The sequence below is a fragment of the Aeromonas sp. ZOR0002 genome, assembly GCF_963866995.1.
GTDB lineage: Bacteria > Pseudomonadota > Gammaproteobacteria > Enterobacterales > Aeromonadaceae > Aeromonas > Aeromonas caviae.
In genome coordinates, this window is sequence record NZ_CAWMFQ010000133.1 from 48041 (window position 1) to 71676 (window position 23636).

Consider the following 23636-nt stretch of genomic DNA (forward strand, 5'->3'; position numbering starts at 1 on the left):
TTTCGGCGCTGATCCACGCGGCCACCATGGTGACTGCCGGCGTCTACCTGATAGCCCGCACCCACGGCCTCTTCCTGCTGGCCCCGGAGATCCTCCATCTGGTGGCGCTGGTCGGTGCCATCACGCTAGTGCTGGCAGGCTTTGCGGCGCTGGTGCAGACCGACATCAAGCGGATCCTGGCCTACTCCACCATGAGCCAGATTGGTTACATGTTCCTGGCCCTGGGGGTCGGTGCCTGGGAAGGGGCCATCTTCCACCTGATGACCCACGCCTTCTTCAAGGCGCTCTTGTTCCTCTCCGCCGGGGCCGTCATCGTTGCGACCCACCACGAGCAGAACATCTTCAAGATGGGAGGTCTGCGGCATCGCCTGCCGCTGGTCTATGCCTGCTTCCTGGTGGGGGGCTCGGCCCTGGCCGCGCTGCCGCTGGTGACCGCCGGTTTCTACAGTAAAGACGCCATCCTCTGGCAGGTGCAGGCCAGCGGCCAGAGCGCCCTGCTGTGGGCCGGTCTGGGTGGTGCCTTCCTCACCTCCCTCTACACCTTCCGCCTCATCTTCATCGCCTTCCACGGCAAGGAGCAGACCCAGGCTCACGCCGGACAGGGCCTTGCCCACCATCTGCCACTGCTGGTGCTGCTGGTGCTCTCCACCGGGGTGGGTGCATTGATAGTGCCGCCGCTCGCCGGAGTACTGCCGGCAGGCCCCGGGGATCACATCGAAGAGGGACGCCATGGCCTCGAGATCCTCTCCGGCGTCATCGCCGTGGCAGGCATTGCGCTGGCCGCCTTCCTCTTCCTCGGCGAACGTCGCCTGGCGAAGGGGATCGCACAGAGTGCACCGGGGCGGGCTCTGTCCACCCTCTGGTTCAATGCCTGGGGCTTTGACTGGCTTTATGACCTGATTTGGGTCAAGCCCTACCTGCTGGCGACTCGCCTGCTCGGCAAGGATCCGCTGGACAGGATGATGAACCTGCCCGCCGTGCTGGCCCAGGGGGGGCATCAGCTGCTGGCCTGGACCGTCTCCGGCAAGTTGCGCTGGTACGCAGCCTCCATGGGGATGGGAGCCGCCCTGATCCTGGCCCTGCTGCTGCTCGGCTGATCCATGAGCCCAATATTGTGTGGCAGGCTCAGCGCCTGCCCGACTAGAACCTAGATGAGAGCTGATATCGTGACCTTACTCTGGATCTTGCTAATTCCCTTCATCGGCGGCTTGCTCTGCTGGCAGATGGAGCGGCTCGGCGGACAATTCGTTCGCTGGGTGGCCCTCGCCTCCATGAGCGCCTGTCTGGTGCTCTCCAGCGCCATCTGGCTCGGTGGTGACTTCACCCTCGCCAACCCCGGCCTCCCCGTCTGGGCAGCCGAGTGGCAACAACCCTGGATCCCCCGCTTCGGCATCTCCCTGCACCTCGCCGTGGACGGGCTGTCGCTCCTGATGGTGATCCTCACCAGCTTCATCGGCGTGTTGGCCATCCTCTGTTCCTGGAAGGAGATCGTCCAGCGCATCGGCTTCTTCCACCTCAACCTGCTGTGGATCCTGGGGGGCGTGCTCGGCGTCTTCATGGCGGTGGATCTGTTCCTCTTCTTCTTCTTCTGGGAGATGATGCTGGTGCCGATGTACTTCCTGATTGCGCTCTGGGGCCACTCGGTCACCGATGGCAAGTCGCGCATCAACGCCGCCACCAAGTTCTTCATCTACACCCAGGCGAGCGGCCTCATCATGCTGGTGGCCATCCTGGGCCTGGTACTGACCCACCACGCCGCCACCGGTGTCTTCACCTTCAACTATCAGGAACTGCTCAACACCCCCATGAGCAGCACGGTACAGTGGCTGCTGATGCTGGGCTTCTTCATCGCCTTCGCGGTCAAAATGCCCCTGGTGCCGCTCCATGGCTGGCTCCCTGATGCCCACAGCCAGGCGCCCACCGCAGGCTCCGTGGACTTGGCGGGCATCTTGCTGAAAACCGCGGCCTACGGCCTGCTGCGCTTCACTCTGCCGCTTTTCCCCGAGGCGTCCGCCGAGTTTGCCCCCTACGCCATGGTGCTCGGCCTCATCGGCATCGTCTATGGCGCCCTGCTGGCCTTTGCCCAGACCGATATCAAGCGGCTGGTTGCCTACACCAGCATCTCCCACATGGGCTTCGTGATGATCGCCATTTACTCCGGCAGCGAGCTCGCCCTGCAAGGGGCAGTGGTACAGATGATTGCCCACGGGCTCTCGGCCGCCGGCCTCTTCATCCTGTGCGGCCAGCTCTACGAGCGCCTGCACACCCGGGATCTGCGCCAGATGGGCGGTCTCTGGGGACGGTTGCGCTACCTGCCCGGCGTGATGCTGTTCTTCTCCGTCGCATCCCTCGGGATGCCGGGGACCGGCAACTTCGTCGGCGAGTTCCTGATCCTCATCGGCAGCTTCCAGGTGGCCCCCGTCATCACCGTCATCGCCACCTTCGGGCTGGTGCTGGCCTCGGTCTACTCCCTCATCATGCTGCAGCGGGCCTGCTTCGGGACGCCCCGTGAGGAGAGCATGCTCAAGGGGCTGGATACCCGGGAACTGACCATGATGCTGACCATCGCCGGCCTCTTGGTGCTGCTCGGTCTCTATCCCCAGCCGGTGCTCGACACCGCCAGCAGCAGCCTCCTGAGCGTGCTGCACTGGTACGCGCTGCCGGGCACGGGGGCGCTGCAATGATGCTTTCTCTTTCGCCTTCCTTGTCCATGTCGGGAGCACTGTCATGACGTTTACTGTTTCTCAACTGCTGGCCCTGCTGCCCCTGTTGCTGACCACGGGGGCCATGGTGGCCCTGATGCTGGCCATCGCCTGGAAGCGCTGTGACGACACCGCCTTCGTGGTCACCATCATCGGCCTCAACCTCGCGCTCTTCTCCCTGCCCATCGTGATGGCCCAGGGGGATCAGGGGGTCACTCCCCTGCTGCAAGTGGACGCTTACGCGGTCTTCTACATGGGGCTGGTGCTCATCGGGGCCCTGGCCACCTGTACCTTCGGTCGCACCTGGCTCAAGGGCTATCCGGACAACCGGGAAGAGTTCTACCTGCTGCTGCTCATCGCCACCGCAGGTGGTCTGGTGCTGGCGGCCTCCCGTCACCTCGCCTCGCTCTTCATCGGGATCGAGATGCTGACCCTGCCCATGTTCGGTCTGGTGGGGTATGCCTATCGCGAGCGGCACTCGCTGGAAGCCAGCATCAAGTACATGGTGCTCTCCGCCAGTGCCACCGCCTTCCTGCTGTTCGGCATGGCGCTGCTCTACGCCCAGGCCGGGAGCCTGAGCTTCAGCGATCTCGGTGTGACCCTGGCCCAGAGCCCGGCTCACCATCCGCTGCTGATGGGGGGCTTTGGCCTGATGCTGGTCGGCTTTGCGTTCAAGCTGTCCCTCGCCCCCTTCCACCTCTGGACCCCGGACGTCTATGAAGGGGCGCCGGCACCGGTGGCCACCTTCCTCGCCACCGTGAGCAAGATCGCCGTGTTCTGCGTGCTGCTGCGCTTCTACCTGGCGGTACCCGCCACCTCGGATCCCATGATCCACTGGCTGCTGGCGGCCATGGCAGTCATCTCCATCGTGGTCGGCAACCTCCTGGCGCTGATCCAGACCAACATCAAGCGGATGATGGGTTACTCCTCCATCTCCCACTTCGGCTATCTGCTGGCAGTGGTGGTGGCAAGCCGCCTCGGCGAGATGCCGGTGGAAGCGGCGGGTGTCTACCTGCTGATGTACCTGTTCACCAGCCTGGGGGCCTTCGGCGTCATCAGCATGATGTCCAGCCCCTATCGCGGCAAGGATGCGGACTCCCTGCACAGTTATCGCGGTCTGTTCTGGAAGCGCCCCTATCTGACGGCGGTGATGACGGTGATGATGCTCTCCCTCGCGGGGATCCCCATGACGCTGGGCTTCATCGGCAAGTTCTACCTCATCGGCGTCACCGTCGATGCCAAGCTGTGGTGGCTCAGTGGCGCCATCGTGCTCGGCAGTGCCCTGGGGCTCTACTACTACCTGCGCGTCATGGTCACCCTCTACCTGCGCGAGCCCGGCATGCAGCTGCGCGATGCCAGGGCCGACTGGGCCTTCTCCTCCGGGGGCCTGGTGGTGCTGCTCTCCGCCATCCTGGTGGTGGCGCTCGGCATCTACCCCCAGCCCGTCATCAGCCTGGTGCAGGGCTTCCAGCACGTGGTGCTACGCTAGCCTCAGGTTCAGCTCACACAGCAAAACCGGCCTCCATGGCCGGTTTTTTTTATGTCCGCCAAGGCCCGGTCCGGCTTGCCTATCTGGCAGGCGATACCAGATCCCTCCCCTCAATCCATGCCATATCCTCCAGCAAGCGGCTGGCGGAGCAGCGAGCTGAAGACGGCCTTGCCCCCATCGTGCTCGTCTCCTCCTGCCCTCCCCATTCTCAGACCCATGCCCATAAAAAAACCGGCCACAAGGGCCGGTTTTTGGTTTCTTGCTGACGCTTAGCCCAGACGAACCCGAGCATTGCGGAACATGCGCATCCAGGCGCCATCCTCACCCCAGTTGTCCGGGTGCCAGGAGTTGGCCACGGTGCGGAACACCCGCTCCGGGTGCGGCATCATGATGGTGGCGCGGCCGTCCGCACTGGTCACCGCGGTGATACCGTCAGGGGAGCCGTTGGGGTTGGCCGGGTATTGCACGGTGACGTTGCCGCGGTTGTCCACGAAACGCAGCCCCACCAGACCGCTCTGTTGCAGCGCAGCCAGGTGAGCGGCATCGCGCACTTCCACGCGCCCTTCCCCGTGGGAGACGGCAATCGGCATCACGGAACCCGCCATCCCGGCGAAGAAGGCGGACGGGGAGTCCTGCACTTCCACCAGGCTGAAGCGCGCCTCGAAGCGCTCGGAGCGGTTGCGCACGAAGCGCGGCCAGAGATCGGCCCCCGGGATGAGGTCACGCAGGTTGGACATCATCTGGCAGCCGTTGCACACCCCCAGGGAGAGGGTATCGCCGCGCTCGAAGAAGCGCTGGAACTGCTCACGGGCGTTGTCGTTGAACAGGATGGACTTGGCCCAGCCTTCGCCCGCCCCCAGCACGTCGCCGTAGGAGAAACCGCCACAGGCCACCAGGGTCTGGAAATCTTCCAGCTTGATGCGTCCCTCGAGGATGTCGCTCATATGCACGTCCACCGCAGTAAAACCGGCGCGGTCAAAGGCGGCCGCCATCTCCACGTGGGAGTTGACCCCCTGCTCGCGCAGCACCGCCAGACGGGGAGAAACCCCGCGAGCGATATAGGGCGCGGCCACGTCGTCGGACGGGTTGTAGGTGAGCCTGGCCTGCAGACCCGGATCGGTGGCGTCCTGGCGGGTGGCATGTTCCTGATCGGCGCATTCCGGGTTGTCACGCAGGCGCTGCATCTGCCAGCTGGTCTCGCCCCAGATGGTGCGAAGGGCGGTGCGGCTGGCGCGATACACTTCGCTGCCGGCACGCTGGAACAGGATGAGGTCGTCTTCGCGCACCGTGCCCAGCACATGGGAGCAGGCTGCCAGACCGTGACCGGCCAGCAGGGTCAGCACCGCTTCCTTGTCTTCGCGACGAACCTGGATGACGGCACCCAGCTCCTCGTTGAACAGGGCCGGCAGCAGATCGCCACCCACGCGATCGAGCTGGATGTCGAGGCCGCAGTGACCGGCAAACGCCATCTCGGTCAGGGTGACGAAGAGGCCGCCGTCGGAGCGGTCGTGGTAGGCAATCAGCTTGCGATCCGCCACCAGCGCCTGGATGGCGTTGAAGAAGCCCTTGAGCTGGACCGGGTTGTCCAGATCCGGGGCACTTTGCCCAAGCTGGCGATAGACCTGGGCCAGGGCCGAGGCGCCGAGGCGCTGCTTGCCGTTGCCAAGGTCGATGAGGATAAGGTCGGTCTCACCGAGATCGGTGCGCAGTTGCGGGGTCACGGTATTGCGCACGTCCTCGACCCGGGCAAAGGCGGAGATGAGCAGGGAGAGCGGCGAGGTGACGCTGCGCTCTTCGCCGTCCTGCTGCCAGCGGGTCTTCATGGACATGGAGTCCTTGCCCACCGGGATGGTGATGCCAAGGGCCGGGCAGAGCTCTTCGCCCACCGCTTTCACGGCTTCGTAGAGACCCGCATCTTCACCCGGGTGGCCGGCTGCGGACATCCAGTTGGCGGAGAGCTTGACCCGCTTGAGGGAGCCGATATTGGCTGGTGCCAGGTTGGTCAAGGCCTCGGCCACCGCCATGCGGGCGGAGGCGGCATGAGAGAGCAGCGCCACCGGGGTGCGCTCGCCCATGGACATGGCTTCACCGTGGTAGCTGTCGTAGGTCGCGGCGGTGACGGCGCAGTCAGCCACCGGGATCTGCCAGGGGCCGACCATCTGGTCGCGGTTGACGAGGCCTGTTACGGTGCGATCGCCGATGGTGATGAGGAAGGACTTCTCCGCCACGGTCGGCAGGCGCAGCACGCGCTCGGCGGCGTCGCCGAGGGTGATGCCGTCCAGTTGCAGCGCCTTGCCCTGGGCGGGCAGGCTCTGCACGTCGCGGTGCATCTTGGGCGCCTTGCCAAGCAGCACGTCCAGCGGCAGATCGATGGGCTGGTTGTCAAAGTGATCATCAGAGAGAGTGAGATGCTTCTCTTCGGTGGCGGTGCCGATGACGGCATAGGGGGCGCGTTCGCGCTCGCACAAGGCCTTGAACAGAGGCAGCTTGTCCTGGGCCACGGCCAGCACATAGCGCTCCTGGGATTCGTTGCACCAGACTTCCAGCGGGCTCATGCCCGGCTCGTCGTTCGGGATGGCACGCAGGTCGAAGCGACCACCGCGATCCCCGTCGCTCACCAGCTCCGGCATGGCGTTGGAGAGACCACCGGCGCCCACGTCGTGGATGAAGACGATGGGATTGTCGTCCCCCAGTTGCCAGCAGCGGTCGATCACTTCCTGGCAACGACGCTCCATCTCGGGGTTGTCACGCTGCACGGAGGCGAAGTCGAGATCTTCGGCAGACTGACCGGAAGCCATGGAGGAGGCGGCTCCGCCACCCAGGCCGATGTTCATGGCCGGACCACCCAGCACGATGAGGGCAGCCCCCACCGGGATCTCCCCTTTCTGGACGTGCTCGCTGCGGATGTTGCCGATACCGCCCGCCAGCATGATGGGCTTGTGGTAGCCGCGCACCTCGACGCCGTTGTGGCTCGGCACCTGCTCTTCGAAGGTACGGAAGTAACCCAGGATGGCAGGGCGACCGAATTCGTTGTTGAAGGCGGCGCCGCCAAGGGGCCCTTCCTGCATGATGTCAAAGGCGCTGACGATGCGGCTCGGCTTGCCGAAGTCCTGCTCCCAGGGCTGCTCGAAACCGGGGATGCGCAGGTTGGAGACGGAGAAGCCCACCAGGCCCGCCTTGGGTTTGGCGCCACGGCCTGTCGCACCCTCGTCGCGGATTTCGCCGCCGGAGCCGGTGGCGGCACCCGGGAAGGGAGAGATGGCGGTCGGGTGGTTGTGGGTCTCCACCTTCATCAGGATGTCGACGCGCTCCTGGTGATACTGGTACTCACCGTTGGCGGGGCTCGGGAAGAAGCGGCCACCCTGGCTGCCTTCCATCACCGCGGCGTTGTCTTTGTAGGCAGACAGGACATGGTCCGGCGTCTGCTCGAAGGTGTTCTTGATCATCTTGAACAGCGACTTGGGCTGCTGTTCGCCATCGATGGTCCAGTCGGCGTTGAAGATCTTGTGACGGCAATGCTCGGAGTTCGCCTGGGCAAACATGTAGAGCTCGATGTCGTTGGGATTGCGACCCAGCCGGGTGAAGTTGGTCACCAGGTAATCTATTTCGTCATCGGCCAGGGCCAGACCCAGGGTCACGTTGGCCTCTGCCAGGGCGGCGCGACCACCACCCAGCACATCTACCTGGGTAAAGGGGCGCGGCTCGTGGTGAGCAAACAGGGCGGCGGCCTCGTTCATCTCGGCAAAGACCACTTCCATCATGCGATCGTGCAGCAGGGCCGCGATCTCGCTACGCTGGGCCACGCTCAGCTCACCCTTGGCCTGCACGTAATAGGCAATGCCGCGCTCCAGCCGCTTGACCTGTTTCAGGCCGCAGTTGTGGGCGATGTCGGTTGCTTTGGAAGACCAGGGGGAGATAGTGCCGGGGCGGGGGGTAACGAGGAACAGCTGACCGCTGGGGGTGTGTTCCGGGATGGTCGGGCCGTAGCGCAGAAGCTGGCCCAAGGTCGCTCGCTCGGGGGGCGACAGCGGGCTCGTCAGCTCGGCAAAATGCACGTATTCCGCATAGACGCTTGCTATCTCTACTCCTCTCTGTGCGCAGCTCTGCAGCAGCTTGTGGACACGAAACTCAGACAGTGCTGGGGCACCACGCAAGATTTCCATATACCTTTCTCACCAAGTTTTAGAGTGTGGGGGGATTTGAGACGCGCGTATTATAGGGATCAGGCCCATCCTGAACAAACGTTTTTCTCATCTCGCGCGGTGTGACTCCCTTCATACTCTCTGGTATAAAGGTGCCTCTTTTTTGACAAATGCCGTTTTTTTCAACAAGGGTACTCACCTACTTGCGCTGCATTTTTCGACTGTTCATCGGGATGATGTTGACGCTGGCCCTGGCCGGTTGCGACTTCTATCACCCCTCCAGCCAACTGGAGCAGATCCGCCAGCGAGGCGAGATCCGGGTTGGCACCCTCTATGGCCCCACTTCCTATTACCAGCGTGACGACACCGCACTGGGGTTCGACTACGAGCTGGCGCAGCTTTACGCCGACTGGCTGGGGGTCAAGCTGACCATAGTACCGGCCTACAGCACCGCCGAGCTGGTCGAGCAACTGCAAAAGGGCAAGCTGGATCTCGCCGCCGCCGCCATCGTCGTGACCCCGGAGCGGCGCAAGCTGTTCCGCTTCGGCCCCGGCTTCTACCAGGTCTCCCCCAAGCTGGTCTATCGCAACGGCTCCCCCAGGCCCAAGAACCTCGGTGACATCAAGGGCAGCATAGTGGTGCCGGCGGGCTCCACCGGCGAGGACCTGATGAAGGAGCTGGCCAAGCAGTACCCCAACCTGAAGTGGAGCACCAATCGGGATGCGGACGTGGAAGAGCTGCTCAAGCAGGTGGCCGACGGCAAGGTGGACTACACGGTGGTGCAGGACACCATACTGGCCCGTACCCAGCGCTACTACCCCGAACTCACCGAGGGCTTGACCCTCGCCAGCAAGCAGACCGTGGCCTGGGCCATGACCAAGCTGCCCGACGACAGCCTCTACGCCAGCATCATCGACTTCTTCGGTCAGCGCTTCATGGATGGCGCCATCGCCAAGCTCGACGAGAAGTACTTCGGCCACGTGCAGAACTTCGATTTCGTCGACACCCGTACCTTCCTGCAACGGGCCAAGAGCCTGCTGCCCAAGTACCAAGCGCTGTTCCAGACCCACGCCAAGGATATCGACTGGCGGCTGCTGGCCGCCATCAGCTATCAGGAATCCCACTGGGATCCCCAGGCACGCTCCTACACCGGGGTGCGCGGCATGATGATGCTCACCGGCCCGACCGCCAAGGCGATGGGGGTAAACGATCGCACCCACCCGGAAGAGAGCATCAAGGGGGGCGCCCGCTACCTGCAGGAGATGATGGCGAAGGTGCCCGACTCGGTCCCGGCGGACGAGAAAGTGTGGTTTGCCCTCACCGCCTACAACATCGGCTACGGCCACATGATGGATGCCCGCCGCCTGACCAAGGAGCTGGGTAAGAACCCGGACGCCTGGAGCGACGTGAAAGAGGTGCTGCCCCTGTTGCAGCAGTCACGCTGGCATCGCAAGGTACGCTATGGCTATGCCCGTGGCGGCGAGGCGCGCAACTATGTCAACAACGTGCGCCAGTACTACCAGAGCCTGCTCTGGCTCGACAACGAACAGCAGAAGGCCCATCGTCGGGAGGAGCTGGACGAGGACGACAGCAGCGAGCCGGACGTGCCGGCGCAGCGTCCGGCCATCATCGCCGAAGTGGTCAAACAGATCATCACCCCCTAGCCTCGCCGGGGGGTGTATTTTCCTGCCCTGTTCTCTGTTACCATCCTTGGGTATACGAAGGGCGCTGGAGCGAACTTATTGCAATGTATTCATTGCGTTGCAGTTCCTGCCAAGGGCCCTTTCGACCCCACGCAAGACCAGGGAGGAGAACAGGATGCGAGCACGCAGAAGAGCCATGTTGGCCCGAAAAACCAAATGTGCCTGGAGCCCGAGACGCAAGCTCAAGCTGGCCGACATGAAACGCAAGATCTGGCACAGAAACCGCTCCTTCACGCTGCTGATAGCGGAGCACACAGTATAAACCCGGCATCAGCCGGGTTTTTTTATGCCTTGTCAGGCTGCGCCTCAAACAGAACGGTGCGTTTGGAGACCAGGGTGTTGCAGTGGTTGCAAAAATAATCCACCGCGCCGCAAGCCCGAAGCCGCTCCAGCTCCTGCCCGCAGGCAGGACACAGGGCCCGGATGCGATAACGGGCCTGACACTGGCCACATGTCGTCTCGCGGCTGCGGCTGTCCAGTTCGCCCTGACAGGCAGGGCAGGTCAGCGTGTTCATTCTCTTCTCGACTCCTCTTTAGGTCACTGTGCACCGGCGTCACTCGCAGCCCCTCCCCCAGTTTGTCTGCCCTGAGGAGGGCCACCAAGAAAAACGGCTGCCGGAAAGGGCAGCCGCAGGGCTTTATTTCTTCGCTTTGGCCTTGAGCAGGCGCTTGCGTTGACGCTCCTGGCTCAGGGTCAGGGTGTTCTTCTTGCCCTCGAACGGGTTGACCGACTCCTGGAACTCCACCCGGATCGGGGTACCCATGATCTTCAACGACTTGCGGAAGTAGTTGATGAGGTAACGCTTGTAGGAGTCCGGCAGGTCGTTCAGCTGGTTGCCGTGGATCACGATGCGCGGCGGGTTGTAGCCACCGGCGTGGGCATACTTCAGCTTGACCCGGCGACCGTTCACCATGGGCGGCTGGTGATCTTCCTGGGCCATCTGCATGATGCGGGTCAGCATGGCGGTGCTGGTGCGGCGGGTCGCGGACTCGTAAGCCTCGTTGATGGATTCGAACAGGTGACCGACGCCGCTGCCGTGCAGGGCGGAGATGAAGTGCACCCGGGCGAAGTCGATGAAGCCCAGACGTCTGTCCAGCTCGTTCTTGACGTCCTCTTTCACCTTCTGATCCAGACCGTCCCACTTGTTGACCACCAGTACCACGGAGCGGCCGCTGTTGAGCACGAAGCCGAGGATGCTCAAGTCCTGATCCGTGATGGTCTCCCGGGCGTCAATGACCAGCAGGCAGACGTTGGCATCTTCAATCGCCTTGAGCGTCTTGATGACGGAGAACTTCTCCACCGTCTCGTGCACCTTGCCACGGCGACGCACGCCGGCGGTGTCGATGACCACGTATTTCTGATCGTCGCGCTCCATGGGGATGTAGACGGAGTCGCGGGTGGTACCCGGCATGTCGTAGACGATGACCCGATCTTCACCCAGCATGCGGTTGGTCAGGGTGGATTTGCCAACGTTGGGACGACCGACGATGGCGAACTTGATGGGCAGGTCGGCGAACGGCGTCTCCTTGGTGTCTTCCCGGGTGTCGAGCTCACCGGCAGCCACCATGCGCAGCAGGGCCTCTTCGTCGAACTCCTCCAGCTCCTCTTCCTCTTGTGCCTCGGTGGCAGAGCCGACCAGGGTCTCGAGGTGGGGGGCCAAGGCCAGCTCCAGCAGGCTCAGTACGCCACGGCCGTGGGCGGCCGCCATCTGGTAGACCTCGCCCAGGGCCAGACCGTAGAACTCGGACACCGCGGAGTCACCGTCGATGCCGTCGGTCTTGTTGGCCACCAGAAACACCTTCTTGTGGGTCTTGCGCAGGTGCTCGGCGATGGCCTGATCCGCCGCGGTGAGACCGGCACGGGCATCCACCATGAAGAGCACCACATCGGCCTCTTCGATGGCCAGCAGGGACTGCTCGGCCATCTTCAGCTCGATCCCCTCCTCGGTGCCATCGATACCGCCGGTATCGACCACGATAAATTCCAGCTCGCCCAGCTTCGCCTGGCCATATTTGCGGTCCCGGGTCAGGCCGGGGAAGTCGGCAACCAGGGCATCCCGGGTACGGGTCAGGCGGTTAAACAGGGTGGATTTCCCCACGTTGGGGCGGCCCACCAGGGCAACTACAGGAGTCATAAAAGCCTCATTCTCAAGACGACAAAGGCTCCGGGTCCGAAGACCAGGAGCCGGATATTCACATTATCGGACGATCAAGGACGCTTGAGGGCGTACAACTTGCCGTCACGGCTCTGCACATACAGGGTGTCACCCTCCACCAGCGGAGCGGCATAGAGACCACTGCTGTCGAGCTGCTGCATGGCCTTGATGGTCCCGTCGGTACGGTCCAGCCAATACAGGTAACCTTCCACATCGCCGACCACCACATAGTCACCCAGGATGACGGGGGCGGTCACGGTGCGGTTTTCCAGCTGGGTGTTGGACCACAGCTCGAGACCGTTGCGACGATCGACCGCAAACAGATGGCTGCGGCTGTCGGTCAGCACGATGGCATTGCCGGTCACCGCCATGTCGCGATAACCGGAATACTTGCGTTTCCACACTTCGTCGCCGCTCATCAGCTTGCGCGCCATTAACTGGCCGTTGTAGGCGATGGCGTAGAGCTCATCACCGGCAATCAGCGGGCTGGCATCGACGTCCACCATCCGATCCAGTTCGGTGGCGCCGCGCGGGTCAGCCACCTTGGATTGACGCACCGGCTGGCCGTTGCTCAGCAGGGCGATGCCCACCTTGCCATCGGCGCGGCCATAGATGACGGCACCGTTGGTGATGATGGGGGCGCCGGCACTGCGCAGGGTCAGGGGCGGCTGCTCTTCGGACAGGGTCCACTGCAGCTTGCCCTCGTCGGTATCGAGCGCCACCAGGCGACCGGAGGTGGTCAGCACCACCACGCGGCCATCCTCGACGGCGGGGCTCGCCACCACTTCACCCGGCACCGTGGTCTGCCACAGCACTTCGCCGTTGGCCTCGTTCAGGGCGTAGACCACCCCGTTTTCGGACCCGAGGAACAGCTTGCCGTAGCGGGAAACCAGGCCGCCGGAGAGACGGGCGCTGCGCTTGTCGGCGTTGATGGGCAGATCTGCCAGATCCACGCTCCACAGCTCCTTGCCGCTCTCGCGCTCGAAGGCGGTCACATCGCCATCACGGGCCGCAGCATAGATGCGGTCCTCTTCCACCACCGGCTTGAGCTGGGAGTAGAAGTTGCCGATGCCATCCCCGACCGAGGAAGACCAGGCGGTATCGGCAGTGAACGCGGACTCGACCTTGGGCAGGGGCGCCATGGGGTTGAGATCCTCTTCCGAACTGAACAGGGAGCACCCCTGCAAGGCGAAGGAGACAGCCACCCCCAGCGCCATTCGCTTGTACAGATTACGCATCCGGAGCCTCGCCCGCAGTGACGGCTGGCAGCGCCAGATCATCCATCTTCAGCTTGAGTTCGGCGCTGCTCTGCAGGCCGCCGGCATCCGCCGCTGCCTGATAGGCATCACGCGCTTCTTCGGCCTTGCCCTGCTTTTGCAGGATGTCGCCGCGCACTTCCGCCACCTGGGCCTTGAAGGCGTCGTTGTTGATCTTGCCAAGCTGGGCCAGGGCCTCGTCAGCCTTGCCCTGATCGCTCAGGACCCGTGCCAGACGCAGGGCGGCGATGGGCTTGATGCTGTCATCGCCACTGGCGGCCACCTGGGTCAGCTGCTCGGCAGCCAAATCCAGCTTGCCCGCCTTGACGGCGGCCGCGGCCAGTTGCAAGGCGGCCAGCTCGGCATAGGCGTCACCCTTGTGAGCGGTAATGAAGCTCTTTGCCTGCTCCAGGGCGGCGTCATCCCCCTTGGCGAGCTGGGCGGTCATCTCGTTGTAAGCCTGGGAGGCGGCTTCCTGGTTGTTCTGCTGCATCTCGTTGTAGTAGCGCCAGCCAAAGAGGCCGACCAGACCGATAACAGTTCCTGCGATCACCGAGGTGCCGTTCTCTTTCCACCAGCTCTTGATGACCTCAACCTGTTGTTCTTCAGTGGTATACACTTCCACAGCTTACTCTCCTTTCGCTGCCAGCAGGGCAATGGCGGCATCGACCGAGACGGTCTGTTGCTCGGCCTGGCCACGCAGATATTTGATGGTGATCTCCCCGCTTTGCACCTCGGTCTCCCCAAGGATCAGGGCAATGGCCGCGCCGCTCTTGTCGGCACGCTTGAGTTGTTTCTTGAAGTTGCCGCCGCCGCAGTGGCTCATGAGGCGCAAGTCCGGCAGGGCATCGCGCAGGCGCTCGGCCAGGGCAAAGCCAGCCTGTTCAGTCCCCTCACCCACCATGCAGAGATAGACATCCACCGCCGGGCGGATGTCAGCATTGAGCTCGAGGGTTTCAAGCATCAGCACCAGACGCTCCATGCCCATGGCAAAGCCCACCGCCGGGGTCGGCTGGCCACCGAGCTGCTCCACCAGGCCGTCGTAGCGACCACCGGCACAGACAGTGCCCTGGGCCCCCAGGCTGTTGGTCACCCACTCGAACACGGTCAGGTTGTAGTAGTCGAGGCCGCGCACCAGACGCTCGTTCACCTCGAACTGGATGCCGGCCGCCGTGAGCAGGCGCTTGAGCCCTTCAAAGTGAGCCAGGCTCTCTTCGCCCAAGTGATCGAACAGACGGGGGGCACCCGCCAGGATGGCCTGCACTTTCTCGTCCTTGGAGTCGAGCACCCGCAAAGGGTTGCTGTACATGCGGCGCTGGCTCTCTTCGTCCAGCTCGCTCTTGTACTGTTCCAGATAGGCGACCAGGGCATCGCGATAGGCAGCACGTTCGCTGCTCTGGCCAAGGGTGTTGAGCTGCAGGGTGACGTGATCGCTGATGCCGAACAGACGCCACAGGCGGTGGGTCAGCATGATGAGCTCGGCATCGATGTCCGGCCCGTTGATGCCGAACAGCTCGACCCCGAACTGGTGGAACTGGCGATAACGGCCCTTCTGGGGACGCTCGTGGCGGAACATGGGGCCCATGTACCACATCCGGCGTTCCTGGTTGTAAAGCAGACCGTGCTCGATGCCGGCACGCACGCAACTGGCGGTCCCTTCCGGACGCAGGCTCAGGCTGTCGCCGTTGCGGTCTTCAAAGGTGTACATCTCTTTTTCGACCACGTCGGTCACTTCACCGATGGCACGCTTGAACAGATGGGTCTGCTCGACGATGGGCATGCGCACTTCGCTGTAGCCATAGCTGGCCACGACCTGGCGCAGGATCTGTTCTACTTTCTGCCATACCGGGCTCTGCTCCGGCAGGCAATCATTCATACCGCGAATAGCTTGGATCTGTTTTGCCACGTTGATACTCGAGAAAAAGAGGTAAAATTTGGCCGCATTATAGGGATTTTCGACCCCGAGGTAAAATCGGGTGCCCGGATGCGGGATGTAAAATCAACAACCTAAAGCCGGGGCCACCCCAGGTGGCCCCGTCATGGTTCAACCTTTGTCCACCTGGATCTGGTTGGCCGGATCCAGCATGGCGGCCCGGGCACGGATGCGACGCTCCAGGGTCGGGATCAAATCCTTGTTGTCGAGCCGGTCGACCCGCTGGCCCCCCTCGTAGAAGGCACTCTTGTTGGCGGCGCCCGCAAGGCCGAGATCGGAAACCAGCGCCTCCCCCGGACCGTTGACCACACAGCCGATGATGGAGACATCCATCGGGGTGATGATGTCTTCGAGCCGCTCTTCCAGGGCGTTGACAGTGCCGATGACGTCGAACTCCTGACGGGAGCAGGAGGGACAAGCGATGAAGTTGATGCCGCGGGAACGGATGCGCAGGGATTTGAGGATGTCGAAGCCCACCTTCACCTCTTCCACCGGATCGGCGGCCAGGGAGATGCGCAGGGTGTCGCCAATCCCTTCGCTCAGCAACATGCCAAGGCCGATGGCGGACTTGACCGCGCCGGCGCGAAAACCGCCCGCTTCCGTGATGCCCAGATGCAGAGGCTGATCAATCTGCTTGGCCAGCAGGCGATAGGCACCGACCGCCAGGAAGACATCGGACGCCTTGACGCTCACCTTGAAGTTCTGGAAGTCGAGGCGATCCAGGTAATCCACGTGGCGCATGGCGGACTCCAGCAGCGCCTCCGGGGTCGGTTCGCCGTATTTCTCCTGGAGATCACGCTCAAGGGAACCGCCGTTGACGCCGATGCGGATGGGGATGTTGTAGTGACGGGCGCAATCCACCACCGCACGCACCCGCTCTTCGTTGCCGATGTTGCCCGGGTTGATGCGCAGGCAGTCGGCCCCGTACTCGGCCACTTTGAGGGCGATGCGGTAGTCGAAGTGAATGTCGGCCACGATGGGGATGCGGGTCTGCTGCTTGATGAGCTTGAACGCTTCCGCCGCCTCCATGGTGGGGACGGAGACCCGGACGATGTCGGCGCCGACCCGCTCGATCCGCTGGATCTGCTCGACGGTAGCGGCCACGTCCGTGGTCTTGGTGTTGGTCATGGTCTGTACCGTGATGGGGGCATCGCCCCCAACCGGCACGTTGCCGACCATGATCTGTCTGGATTTGCGACGAACGATGGGTGATTCGTGTGCGGGCTTTTCGTGAACAGACATGGCGGACTGATTACTCCTGCGGCAGTGAGAAGCGGGCAGTCCGGCCGTTGTTGTAACGGCTCATGTCGAAGGACTTGCCCTGATATTCGAGATTGACCGCCATGGGCGCGCCAATGATGAATCTGAGTGGCTCGGGTCCTTCCAGTACCAGTTCGTCGTTCGCCTTCTTCAGACCGCTGAACAGGGTCTTGCCGTTGGCATCCTTGACGTCCAGCCAGCAATCGGCGGTGAAGCTCATCTTGAGCTGGGGCGCCTTGGCGGACTCGGTGGTCGTGCTCTCGGCAGTCGAGACCGCACCGGAAACGTCCGTCGGGACGGCTGCGCTGGCATCCGTAGCGACCACAGGCAGGGTCGCGGTGGCACCGCTCACCACAACCTGGGTGGACACGGCATCGGACGCTGCGGGCAGCACGGGCTCGGCGACCTCCACGGCGGGGGCAACATTCGCTTCCGGCGTATTGACGGTCGCGCTCATCTCGGTCGCCGCCAGGGCGTCGTCACCGGCGGAGCGGCGCGCCGTGCTCTGCCACCACCAGGCGACGGAGAGCCCGATCAGCACCAGGATCACCAGCCAGGTAACCACCTTGAGCCGGCTGTCATTGGCCTGCTGGCGGGAGCGACGGGAGAAGCTCTGCATGTCGATGTTGTCGGGGGGAGTCAGCCCCAGCTTTTCGTAGGCGGCGAGGATGGTCTCCTCGGGGATGCCCACGAGCTTGGCATAGGCCCGCAGATAGCCACGAATGAAGGTATGGGACGTGTGCTTGTCATAGGTATCCGCTTCGATGGCGGCGATCAGGGTCAGACGAAGGTGAATGCGGGACGCAACCTGTTCCCGGGTCCAGCCGAGCTGTTCACGGGCGTTGCGCAGCAGCTGGCCTGGGCCCGCTGCCTGGGAGTCGTCTTGGAAATCGTGTGGCTGTTCAGTAGTCATTGGCTAAGTAACGCTTGGCTTGTTGCGAAGTGGGATATTGCCTTACCAGCTCAGTCCCGAATTGGTGAAGTAATGCCGGTTTGTCCATGGCCTGGGCCAGCCGCAGCCGGAGCCAGAGGCTCTCCTCGTTCTCCTCTGCCACATCGGCAAAGCGCGCGAGGTAAGACTGGACATCAGGAAGCTTGCCATCTTTCATGGAAAGCTCGGCCATGTCCAGCAATAACCTAGGATTGCGGGGATTATACCCCAAGGCCAGACGATAATACTCGCCAGCCTTGTCATTTCTGTGATTTTGCATCGAGCAGAGCGCCGCATTCTCGTAGGTATCGGCGATCTTCACGTAATCGGGCTGGCTGACGGCCTGCAAGAACGCCTTTTCCGCTTCGTCGAAGCGGCCACGGTTGCAGAGGAAGGCGCCATAGTTGTTCATCGCGTCAGCATTGGACGGATCCATGGCCAGCGCTTTTTTGTAGCTCGCCTCGGCGGCCTTGAAATCCGACACCTGCTGGTAGAAATAGGCAAAACCGATGTAGACCTGAGGATTGTTGGGATCGTACTGAAGGGCGCGGTCGAGGTTGAATTTGGCCTGCTCGGCATTGCCCTGGCGCAGATACTGGATACCCAGATCGAGACGAGTCTGGGCGGCGGCCTTGAGGTCGGGGCCCACTTCACGCTGGGTCGAATTCTGGCCAGCGTAAGTGGTCTCTGTGACACAGCCTGGCAGCGCACAGAGCGCTGCCACTACGATCAATGTACGGATATCCATTTCCTGTCTATACAATGGCTTAGGAGTTAAACCATTTTGACGGAAATCCCATCCTGTTGCATCCGATTTTTCATGGTGCGCTTGGTGCGGTCAATCACCTCCCCCACCAGCTGACCGCAGGCGGCGTCGATGTCGTCACCACGGGTCTTGCGCACGATGACGGTCAGGCCGTATTCCATCAACACCTTGGAGAAACGGTCGATACGGCTGTTGCTCGGCTTGCCAAACGGGTTGCCCGGGAAGGGGTTGAACGGGATCAGGTTGATTTTGCAAGGGGTTTCCTTGAGGACCTTGGCCAGCTCATGGGCATGCTGCATGTCGTCGTTGATGTGGTCGAGCAGCACATACTCCACGGTCACCCGGCCGCCGTTGGCGTTGGACTTGGCCAGATAGCGGCGTACACCGGCAAGGAAGGACTCGATGTTGTACTTGTCGTTGATCGGCATGATCTCGGAGCGAAGCGCATCGTTCGGCGCATGCAGGGAGATGGCCAGGGCAACGTCGATCTGGTCCCCCAGCATGTCCAGCGCCGGCACCACACCGGAGGTGGAGAGAGTGACGCGGCGCTTGGAGATGCTGAAGCCGAAGTCATCCATCATCAGCTTCATGGCCGGTACCACGTTGGCGAGGTTGAGCAGTGGTTCACCCATGCCCATCATCACAACGTTGGTGATGGGGCGCTTGCCGCCCACCACTTTGGCGGCACGCCACACCTGGCCGATGATCTCGGAGACTTTCAGGTTGCGGTTGAACCCTTGCTGGGCGGTGGAGCAGAAGGTGCACGCCAGGGCGCAGCCCACCTGAGAGGAGACGCACAGGGTAGCGCGGTCCGCTTCCGGAATGTAGACAGTCTCCACCTCCTGATCGCCCACCTGCAGCGCCCATTTGATGGTGCCATCGGCGGAGCGCTGTTCACGGCTGATCTCGGGGGCACGGATCTCGGCAATGGCCTTGAGCCGCTCGCGCAGCGCCTTGTTGACGTTGCTCATCTGATCGAAATCATCACAACCGAAGTGATAGATCCACTTCATTATCTGGTCTGCCCGGAACGGCTTCTCGCCCAACTCGACGAAGAAGGCACGCATGGCATCCCGGTCGAGATCCAGCAGGTTGGTTTTTGTTTCGCTCATCAGGGGCCTCAGCTCACACACTTCATAAATTATCGGCTGACCTACGTCAGGGGGCGGCATTGTACAAATAATGGGTCTGGCTTTCCACCTGGAGAATAAGTGGATATTGGCAGGATGACCAAAAAACAAAAGGGAGCCGAAGCTCCCTTGGTCACCAGCAGACAACATCAGCCGCGCGGGCAGATCTCGTCGTCGGAGAAGAAGTAGGCGATTTCACGGGCGGCAGAGGCCGGGGCATCGGAGCCGTGGACGGCGTTGCGATCGATGCTCTCGGCGTAGCAGGCGCGCAGGGTGCCGGCCAGCGCCTCTTTCGGGTTGGTGGCGCCCATGATTTCACGGTGACGGCGGATGGCGTCTTCACCTTCCAGCACCTGTACCATGACAGGGCCAGAGGTCATGAAACCGACCAGAGCATCATAAAACGGCTTGCCCTGGTGCTCGGCGTAGAAACCGGCGGCCTGTTCGCTGGTCAGGTGCAGCATCTTGGCGGCGATGACTTTCAGGCCGGCGCTTTCGAAGCGGCTGTAAATGGCACCAATCAGGTTCTTGCTGACCGCATCCGGCTTGACGATGGAGAAGGTACGTTCGATAGCCATTGAGTTCTTTCCTTAACTACAGAGTTTTATTGTAGGAATCCATGTTCGGCGGCGATTATACGTAAACAAAAAACGAAATAACACACAAAAAATCAACTTTTTGTTAAACAAAAGAATCCTTGAAACAACATGGTGACACATCTTGTGCCAGGGCAGAGAGAAAAAATGTGCGCTTGCGCACGATCGGCATGCTAATGCCTCAAAACCGTATCAATTGCTCAGCAAAGCAGCACTGGAAAAGGCACCCTGAGGTGCCCTTGTGATGCCGTTCACTGACTCAGCGCGTCTCCGCCATCAGGGTATGGGCGATGGTGCGCATCCCCAGGGTATTGGCCCCGGGCGCCCACAGACTGTCGCCGTTTTCGCTGAAGCAGGCGGCGAGATCGACATGCAGCCAGCCTCTTCCCTCATCAGGGACAAAGCGGGAGAGGAAGCCTGCCGCATTGGAGGCCCCCCCCGGTCCGCCGCCCGGCACGGGGCGGCTGTTGGCGGTGTCGGCATAGTGGGACGGGCACTGCTGGCGATGCCAGGGCTCCAGCGGCAGCGGCCATGCTGGCTCCTGCTCCGCATCCGAATAGGCCATGGCGCGGCTCACCAGCCCCTTGTCCAGTCCAAACAGGGCGTTGTAACGCCCCCCCAGCGCCATCACGGCCGCCCCGGTGAGGGTGGCGGCGTCGATGATGAGCGGCGCACCAGACTCGCCGGCCAGTTGCAAGCCGTCGGCCAGGATCAGACGCCCTTCGGCGTCGGTGTTGACCACCTCCACCGTGGTGCCGTTCTTGTAGGTGAGGATGTCACCCAGCTTGTAGGCATGGCCGGATACCAGGTTCTCGGCGCAGCAGAGGATGAGCTTCACCCGCTTGTCGAGGCCACGCAGAATGGCCAGCGCCAGCGCGCCGGTGACGATGGCGGCACCGCCCATGTCGTGTTTCATGGTCAGCATGCCCTGGGAGGTTTTCATGGAGTAGCCGCCGGAATCGAAGGTGATCCCCTTGCCCACCAGGGCGGCCGCTACCGGCGCCTTGGGATCCTTGCCCGGATTGAAATCCAGCTCCAGCATCACGGGCTCGCGGTCACTGCCACGACCCACTTGATAGAGACCGACCCAGCCCGCCTGTTGCAGCGCCTCTCCCTTGAGGATGCGATGGCTGATCCGGTCCGGTGCCAGCTCGGTGAGGAAGGCGGCGGCTTCGACCGCCAACTCCAGCGGCCCCAGCTGCTCCGGGGTGGCGTTGGTCATCTCCCGCACCCAGCGCCCGCACAGCCAGCGCGCCTCCAGCTCCTCCCTGTCCTCCTCGGACGAAGTGGCCCACTGCAACCCCACTTCCGCCTTGGGCGTCTGCAGCCCCTGGGCAAAGGCCCACTGCTGCTCCCGCTCCCAGTGGCCAGCCAGCACCACCTGCTGGATCCCCTGGCTGCACAGGCGCCGCGCCGCCTGCTGGATATCCAGCAAGGGAGTGGCGCTCACCAGATGGATCACCATGCCGTCGGCACGGTGGGAGAGCAGTGCCCCCTCCCCCCACTCGGCCGGTGCAAACTCTCGGCTCAACCAGACGTTCATGCGCACACCTCCTGCAACCAGCGGGCAATCGTGCGAAGACCATGGCCCTTGGCCCCGGTCGCCCAGAGCTCATTGCCCGACTTCTGATAGGAAGCGGCCAGGTCCAGGTGCACCCAGCCCTTGCCTTCGTCACGGACAAAGCGCGACAGGAAAGCCGCTGCCGTGGTGGCGCCGGCAGTGCCTTCGGCGGACGCCACATTGCCCAGCTCGGCAAAGGCCGAGGTGAGCTGGCCTGCGTGCCAGGGTTCGAGCGGCAGCGGCCAGGCCTTCTCGTTTTCGGCGTTGGCGGCAGCCAGCGCGCGCACCTGCTCCGCCTCATCGAGGGCAAACACGGCATTGTAGTCGCGGCCCAGCGCGGTCTTGGCGGCGCCGGTCAGGGTGGCAGCGTCCAGGATGTAGGCAGCCCCGCTTTCGCTCGCAGCCAGCAGGCCGTCTGCCAGCACCAGGCGACCTTCCGCGTCGGTATTCTGGATCTCGACCGAGATGCCGTTGCGATAGGTGAGGATGTCGCCGAGCTTGAAGGCATGGCCGGAGACCAGGTTCTCGGCGCAGCAGAGGATGAGCTTGACCCGCTTGTTCAGGCCACGGCTGATGGCCAGCGCCAGGGCGCCAGTCACCATGGCGGCGCCGCCCATGTCGGACTTCATCGGCAGCATGTTGTCGGAGGACTTCATGGAGTAGCCGCCGGAATCAAAAGTGATCCCCTTGCCCACCAGCGCCGCGACCACGGGAGCGTTGGCATCCCCGGTCGGGTTGTAGTCGAGCTCCAGCAGCACCGGCTCGCGCTCGCTGCCACGGCCCACCGACCAGATCCCGATATGACCCGATTCACGCAAGGCTTCGCCAGCGGTGATGCGGGCGGTCACCTTGTCACCGCCGAGGCTGCGAATGAGCAGCAGAGCGGACTCCGCCAGGCTCATGGGGTAGATGGCTTCCGGGCAGCCGTTGGTCACCTCGCGCACCCAGTGGGTCGCCTTGAGCAAGGCGGCGAGTTCGGCCGCTTCCTGCTCGCTCTGTTCACCAAGATCGAGCTCGCGAACCCCCTTGGCGGCATAGAAGCCCTGGGCAAAGGCGTAACGACGCTCCCCATTCCACCCCTCGCCCACCAGCTTGATGCGCTTGATGCCGCTCGACTCGAGGCGTCTGGCCCCGCGCTGGATGGCGCGCAGCGCCTCCTTCTCCTGGCCAGCAGCCAGATGGAGATGAGCCTCGTCCCCGTTGAAACTGAGCAGGGCACCCTCGCCCCACTGGGCGGCGGCAGCCTGGGACGACAACCTTACGTTCATCATGTCAGCCATGTTCTCTTGCTTCCTTTTTATTGGCACTTTCATCAACGAATAGGGAAATCACGGGCACAAAAAAGGCCGCTCCCTCAAGGGTCACGGCCTTCACCATATCATTACTGCACCATGAGATGCTGCACGCGCAATTCACTCATGTGTAATTAAGGGGTCATCAGTGGCGCTCGGACGCCAGATTCAGGGTGTACTTGGGCAGTTCCACCACCAGATCCTCGTCCGCCAGTCTGGCCTGGCAGCTGAGACGGGATTCCGGCTCCAGCCCCCACGCCTTGTCCAGCATGTCGTCTTCCAGCTCGTCGCTCGGCTCGAGGGAGTCGAACCCTTCCCGCACCACGCAGTGGCAGGTGGTGCAGGCACAGGACTTCTCGCAGGCATGCTCGATCTCGATGCCATTGCGCAGCGCGATATCCAGAATGGTTTCACCGGTCGCACCTTCGAGGGCCGCGCCGTCCGGACAGAGCTCGGGATGGGGCAGAATAATCAGTTTTGGCATATCACACCTTGTTGACGTTTTGTCCGGTCAGCACCTTGCGGATGGAGGCATCCATCCGGCGGGCTGCAAATTCGCCACTGGCAGCGTCCGCCGCCTCGATGGCCTCTTTGATCTGGTTGGTAGTGCCCGTGCTGCGCATGGTCAGCAGATGGGCGATGGCGGCATCCAGCTCGGCCCGCTCGGCGGGGCTCAATAAAGCCTCGCCATCGGCGGCCAGGGCCGCGTTGAGGCTCTC

18 protein-coding genes and 1 pseudogene are annotated in these 23636 nt (G+C 62.9%); 4 read left to right on the forward strand and 15 right to left on the reverse strand.

From position 1 onward, the window contains the following. The 3 genes from AACR77_RS07960 to nuoN all read left to right on the forward strand — a co-directional run. The coding region (locus AACR77_RS07960; RefSeq protein WP_042880705.1) for a proton-conducting transporter transmembrane domain-containing protein at positions 1-1097 on the forward strand (1097 nt) is incomplete at its 5' end. A 69-nt stretch (positions 1098-1166) separates the two neighbouring features. Continuing rightward, positions 1167-2684, forward strand: coding sequence for an NADH-quinone oxidoreductase subunit M (gene nuoM, locus AACR77_RS07965; RefSeq protein WP_010675038.1), 1518 nt, complete (start codon positions 1167-1169; stop codon positions 2682-2684). Between the two features lie 43 nt (positions 2685-2727). After that, positions 2728-4191: an NADH-quinone oxidoreductase subunit NuoN gene (gene nuoN / locus AACR77_RS07970; protein ID WP_042880707.1), complete on the forward strand. Its 1464-nt coding sequence runs from the start codon at positions 2728-2730 to the stop codon at positions 4189-4191. A 269-nt stretch (positions 4192-4460) separates the two neighbouring features. Here the strand turns inward: nuoN and purL are convergent, their stop codons facing one another. Next, the gene (purL, locus tag AACR77_RS07975) at positions 4461-8354 is read right to left on the reverse strand and encodes a phosphoribosylformylglycinamidine synthase (protein ID WP_042880708.1); all 3894 of its coding nucleotides are present in this window, start codon (positions 8352-8354) and stop codon (positions 4461-4463) included. A 149-nt stretch (positions 8355-8503) separates the two neighbouring features. Here purL and mltF point away from each other — a divergent pair, with 149 nt between their 5' ends. Continuing rightward, positions 8504-9997, forward strand: coding sequence for a membrane-bound lytic murein transglycosylase MltF (gene mltF, locus AACR77_RS07980; RefSeq protein WP_042880710.1), 1494 nt, complete (start codon positions 8504-8506; stop codon positions 9995-9997). Between the two features lie 323 nt (positions 9998-10320). Here the strand turns inward: mltF and AACR77_RS07985 are convergent, their stop codons facing one another. The 14 genes and pseudogenes from AACR77_RS07985 to hscA form a co-directional block, all read right to left on the reverse strand. Beyond that, positions 10321-10551 carry a zinc ribbon domain-containing protein gene (locus AACR77_RS07985; RefSeq protein WP_039038718.1) on the reverse strand — a complete coding sequence of 77 codons (231 nt, stop codon included), beginning with the start codon at positions 10549-10551 and terminating at the stop codon, positions 10321-10323. 123 nt (positions 10552-10674) lie between these two features. Continuing rightward, complete coding sequence (gene der, locus AACR77_RS07990; RefSeq protein WP_010675045.1) at positions 10675-12171, reverse strand: ribosome biogenesis GTPase Der; 1497 nt, start codon at positions 12169-12171, stop codon at positions 10675-10677. Between the two features lie 74 nt (positions 12172-12245). Next, positions 12246-13430: an outer membrane protein assembly factor BamB gene (gene bamB, locus AACR77_RS07995; RefSeq protein ID WP_039038719.1), complete on the reverse strand. Its 1185-nt coding sequence runs from the start codon at positions 13428-13430 to the stop codon at positions 12246-12248. Continuing rightward, positions 13423-14073, reverse strand: coding sequence for a YfgM family protein (locus AACR77_RS08000; RefSeq protein WP_039038720.1), 651 nt, complete (start codon positions 14071-14073; stop codon positions 13423-13425). Before AACR77_RS08000 ends, bamB begins: the two co-directional genes overlap by 8 nt. Positions 14074-14076: 3 nt before the next feature. Next, entirely contained in the window at positions 14077-15354 is a 1278-nt protein-coding gene (gene hisS / locus AACR77_RS08005; protein WP_039038721.1) for a histidine--tRNA ligase, read from the reverse strand. A gap of 138 nt (positions 15355-15492) precedes the next feature. After that, positions 15493-16623 carry a flavodoxin-dependent (E)-4-hydroxy-3-methylbut-2-enyl-diphosphate synthase gene (gene ispG / locus AACR77_RS08010; RefSeq protein ID WP_010675049.1) on the reverse strand — a complete coding sequence of 377 codons (1131 nt, stop codon included), beginning with the start codon at positions 16621-16623 and terminating at the stop codon, positions 15493-15495. A 10-nt stretch (positions 16624-16633) separates the two neighbouring features. Further along, positions 16634-17554: a RodZ domain-containing protein gene (locus AACR77_RS08015; protein ID WP_042880712.1), complete on the reverse strand. Its 921-nt coding sequence runs from the start codon at positions 17552-17554 to the stop codon at positions 16634-16636. Continuing rightward, positions 17544-18335, reverse strand: coding sequence for a PilW family type IVa pilus biogenesis/stability lipoprotein TapF (gene tapF / locus AACR77_RS08020; RefSeq protein ID WP_080768047.1), 792 nt, complete (start codon positions 18333-18335; stop codon positions 17544-17546). The genes AACR77_RS08015 and tapF overlap by 11 nt, the downstream gene beginning before the upstream one ends. A gap of 11 nt (positions 18336-18346) precedes the next feature. Further along, entirely contained in the window at positions 18347-19450 is a 1104-nt protein-coding gene (locus AACR77_RS08025; protein WP_039038724.1) for a bifunctional tRNA (adenosine(37)-C2)-methyltransferase TrmG/ribosomal RNA large subunit methyltransferase RlmN, read from the reverse strand. 167 nt (positions 19451-19617) lie between these two features. Next, positions 19618-20046 (reverse strand): nucleoside-diphosphate kinase, encoded by a 429-nt coding sequence (gene ndk / locus AACR77_RS08030; protein WP_042016652.1) that lies wholly within the window; start codon positions 20044-20046, stop codon positions 19618-19620. Positions 20047-20323: 277 nt separating this feature from the next. Continuing rightward, positions 20324-21607, reverse strand: a complete 1284-nt coding sequence (pepB, locus tag AACR77_RS08035) for an aminopeptidase PepB (RefSeq protein ID WP_039038726.1) — start codon at positions 21605-21607, stop codon at positions 20324-20326. Beyond that, positions 21604-22905 (reverse strand): aminopeptidase PepB, encoded by a 1302-nt coding sequence (gene pepB, locus AACR77_RS08040; RefSeq protein ID WP_042880714.1) that lies wholly within the window; start codon positions 22903-22905, stop codon positions 21604-21606. Before pepB (AACR77_RS08040) ends, pepB (AACR77_RS08035) begins: the two co-directional genes overlap by 4 nt. 157 nt (positions 22906-23062) lie before the next feature. Then, positions 23063-23401 carry an ISC system 2Fe-2S type ferredoxin gene (fdx, locus tag AACR77_RS08045; RefSeq protein ID WP_005299781.1) on the reverse strand — a complete coding sequence of 113 codons (339 nt, stop codon included), beginning with the start codon at positions 23399-23401 and terminating at the stop codon, positions 23063-23065. A gap of 1 nt (position 23402) precedes the next feature. After that, positions 23403-23636: pseudogene (gene hscA / locus AACR77_RS08050) on the reverse strand (Fe-S protein assembly chaperone HscA); the annotation flags it as partial.

Bases quoted from the DNA above. Each gene is read 5' to 3' on its own strand.
- nuoN (WP_042880707.1), top strand. From the start codon at position 2,728: ATGACGTTTACTGTTTCTCAACTGCTGGCCCTGCTGCCCCTGTTGCTG.
- purL (WP_042880708.1), bottom strand. From the start codon at position 8,354: ATGGAAATCTTGCGTGGTGCCCCAGCACTGTCTGAGTTTCGTGTCCAC.
- mltF (WP_042880710.1), top strand. From the start codon at position 8,504: ATGCCGTTTTTTTCAACAAGGGTACTCACCTACTTGCGCTGCATTTTT.
- AACR77_RS07985 (WP_039038718.1), bottom strand. From the start codon at position 10,551: ATGAACACGCTGACCTGCCCTGCCTGTCAGGGCGAACTGGACAGCCGC.
- der (WP_010675045.1), bottom strand. From the start codon at position 12,171: ATGACTCCTGTAGTTGCCCTGGTGGGCCGCCCCAACGTGGGGAAATCC.
- bamB (WP_039038719.1), bottom strand. From the start codon at position 13,430: ATGCGTAATCTGTACAAGCGAATGGCGCTGGGGGTGGCTGTCTCCTTC.
- ispG (WP_010675049.1), bottom strand. From the start codon at position 16,623: ATGTCTGTTCACGAAAAGCCCGCACACGAATCACCCATCGTTCGTCGC.
- AACR77_RS08015 (WP_042880712.1), bottom strand. From the start codon at position 17,554: ATGACTACTGAACAGCCACACGATTTCCAAGACGACTCCCAGGCAGCG.
- AACR77_RS08025 (WP_039038724.1), bottom strand. From the start codon at position 19,450: ATGAGCGAAACAAAAACCAACCTGCTGGATCTCGACCGGGATGCCATG.
- ndk (WP_042016652.1), bottom strand. From the start codon at position 20,046: ATGGCTATCGAACGTACCTTCTCCATCGTCAAGCCGGATGCGGTCAGC.
- pepB (WP_039038726.1), bottom strand. From the start codon at position 21,607: ATGAACGTCTGGTTGAGCCGAGAGTTTGCACCGGCCGAGTGGGGGGAG.
- pepB (WP_042880714.1), bottom strand. From the start codon at position 22,905: ATGGCTGACATGATGAACGTAAGGTTGTCGTCCCAGGCTGCCGCCGCC.
- fdx (WP_005299781.1), bottom strand. From the start codon at position 23,401: ATGCCAAAACTGATTATTCTGCCCCATCCCGAGCTCTGTCCGGACGGC.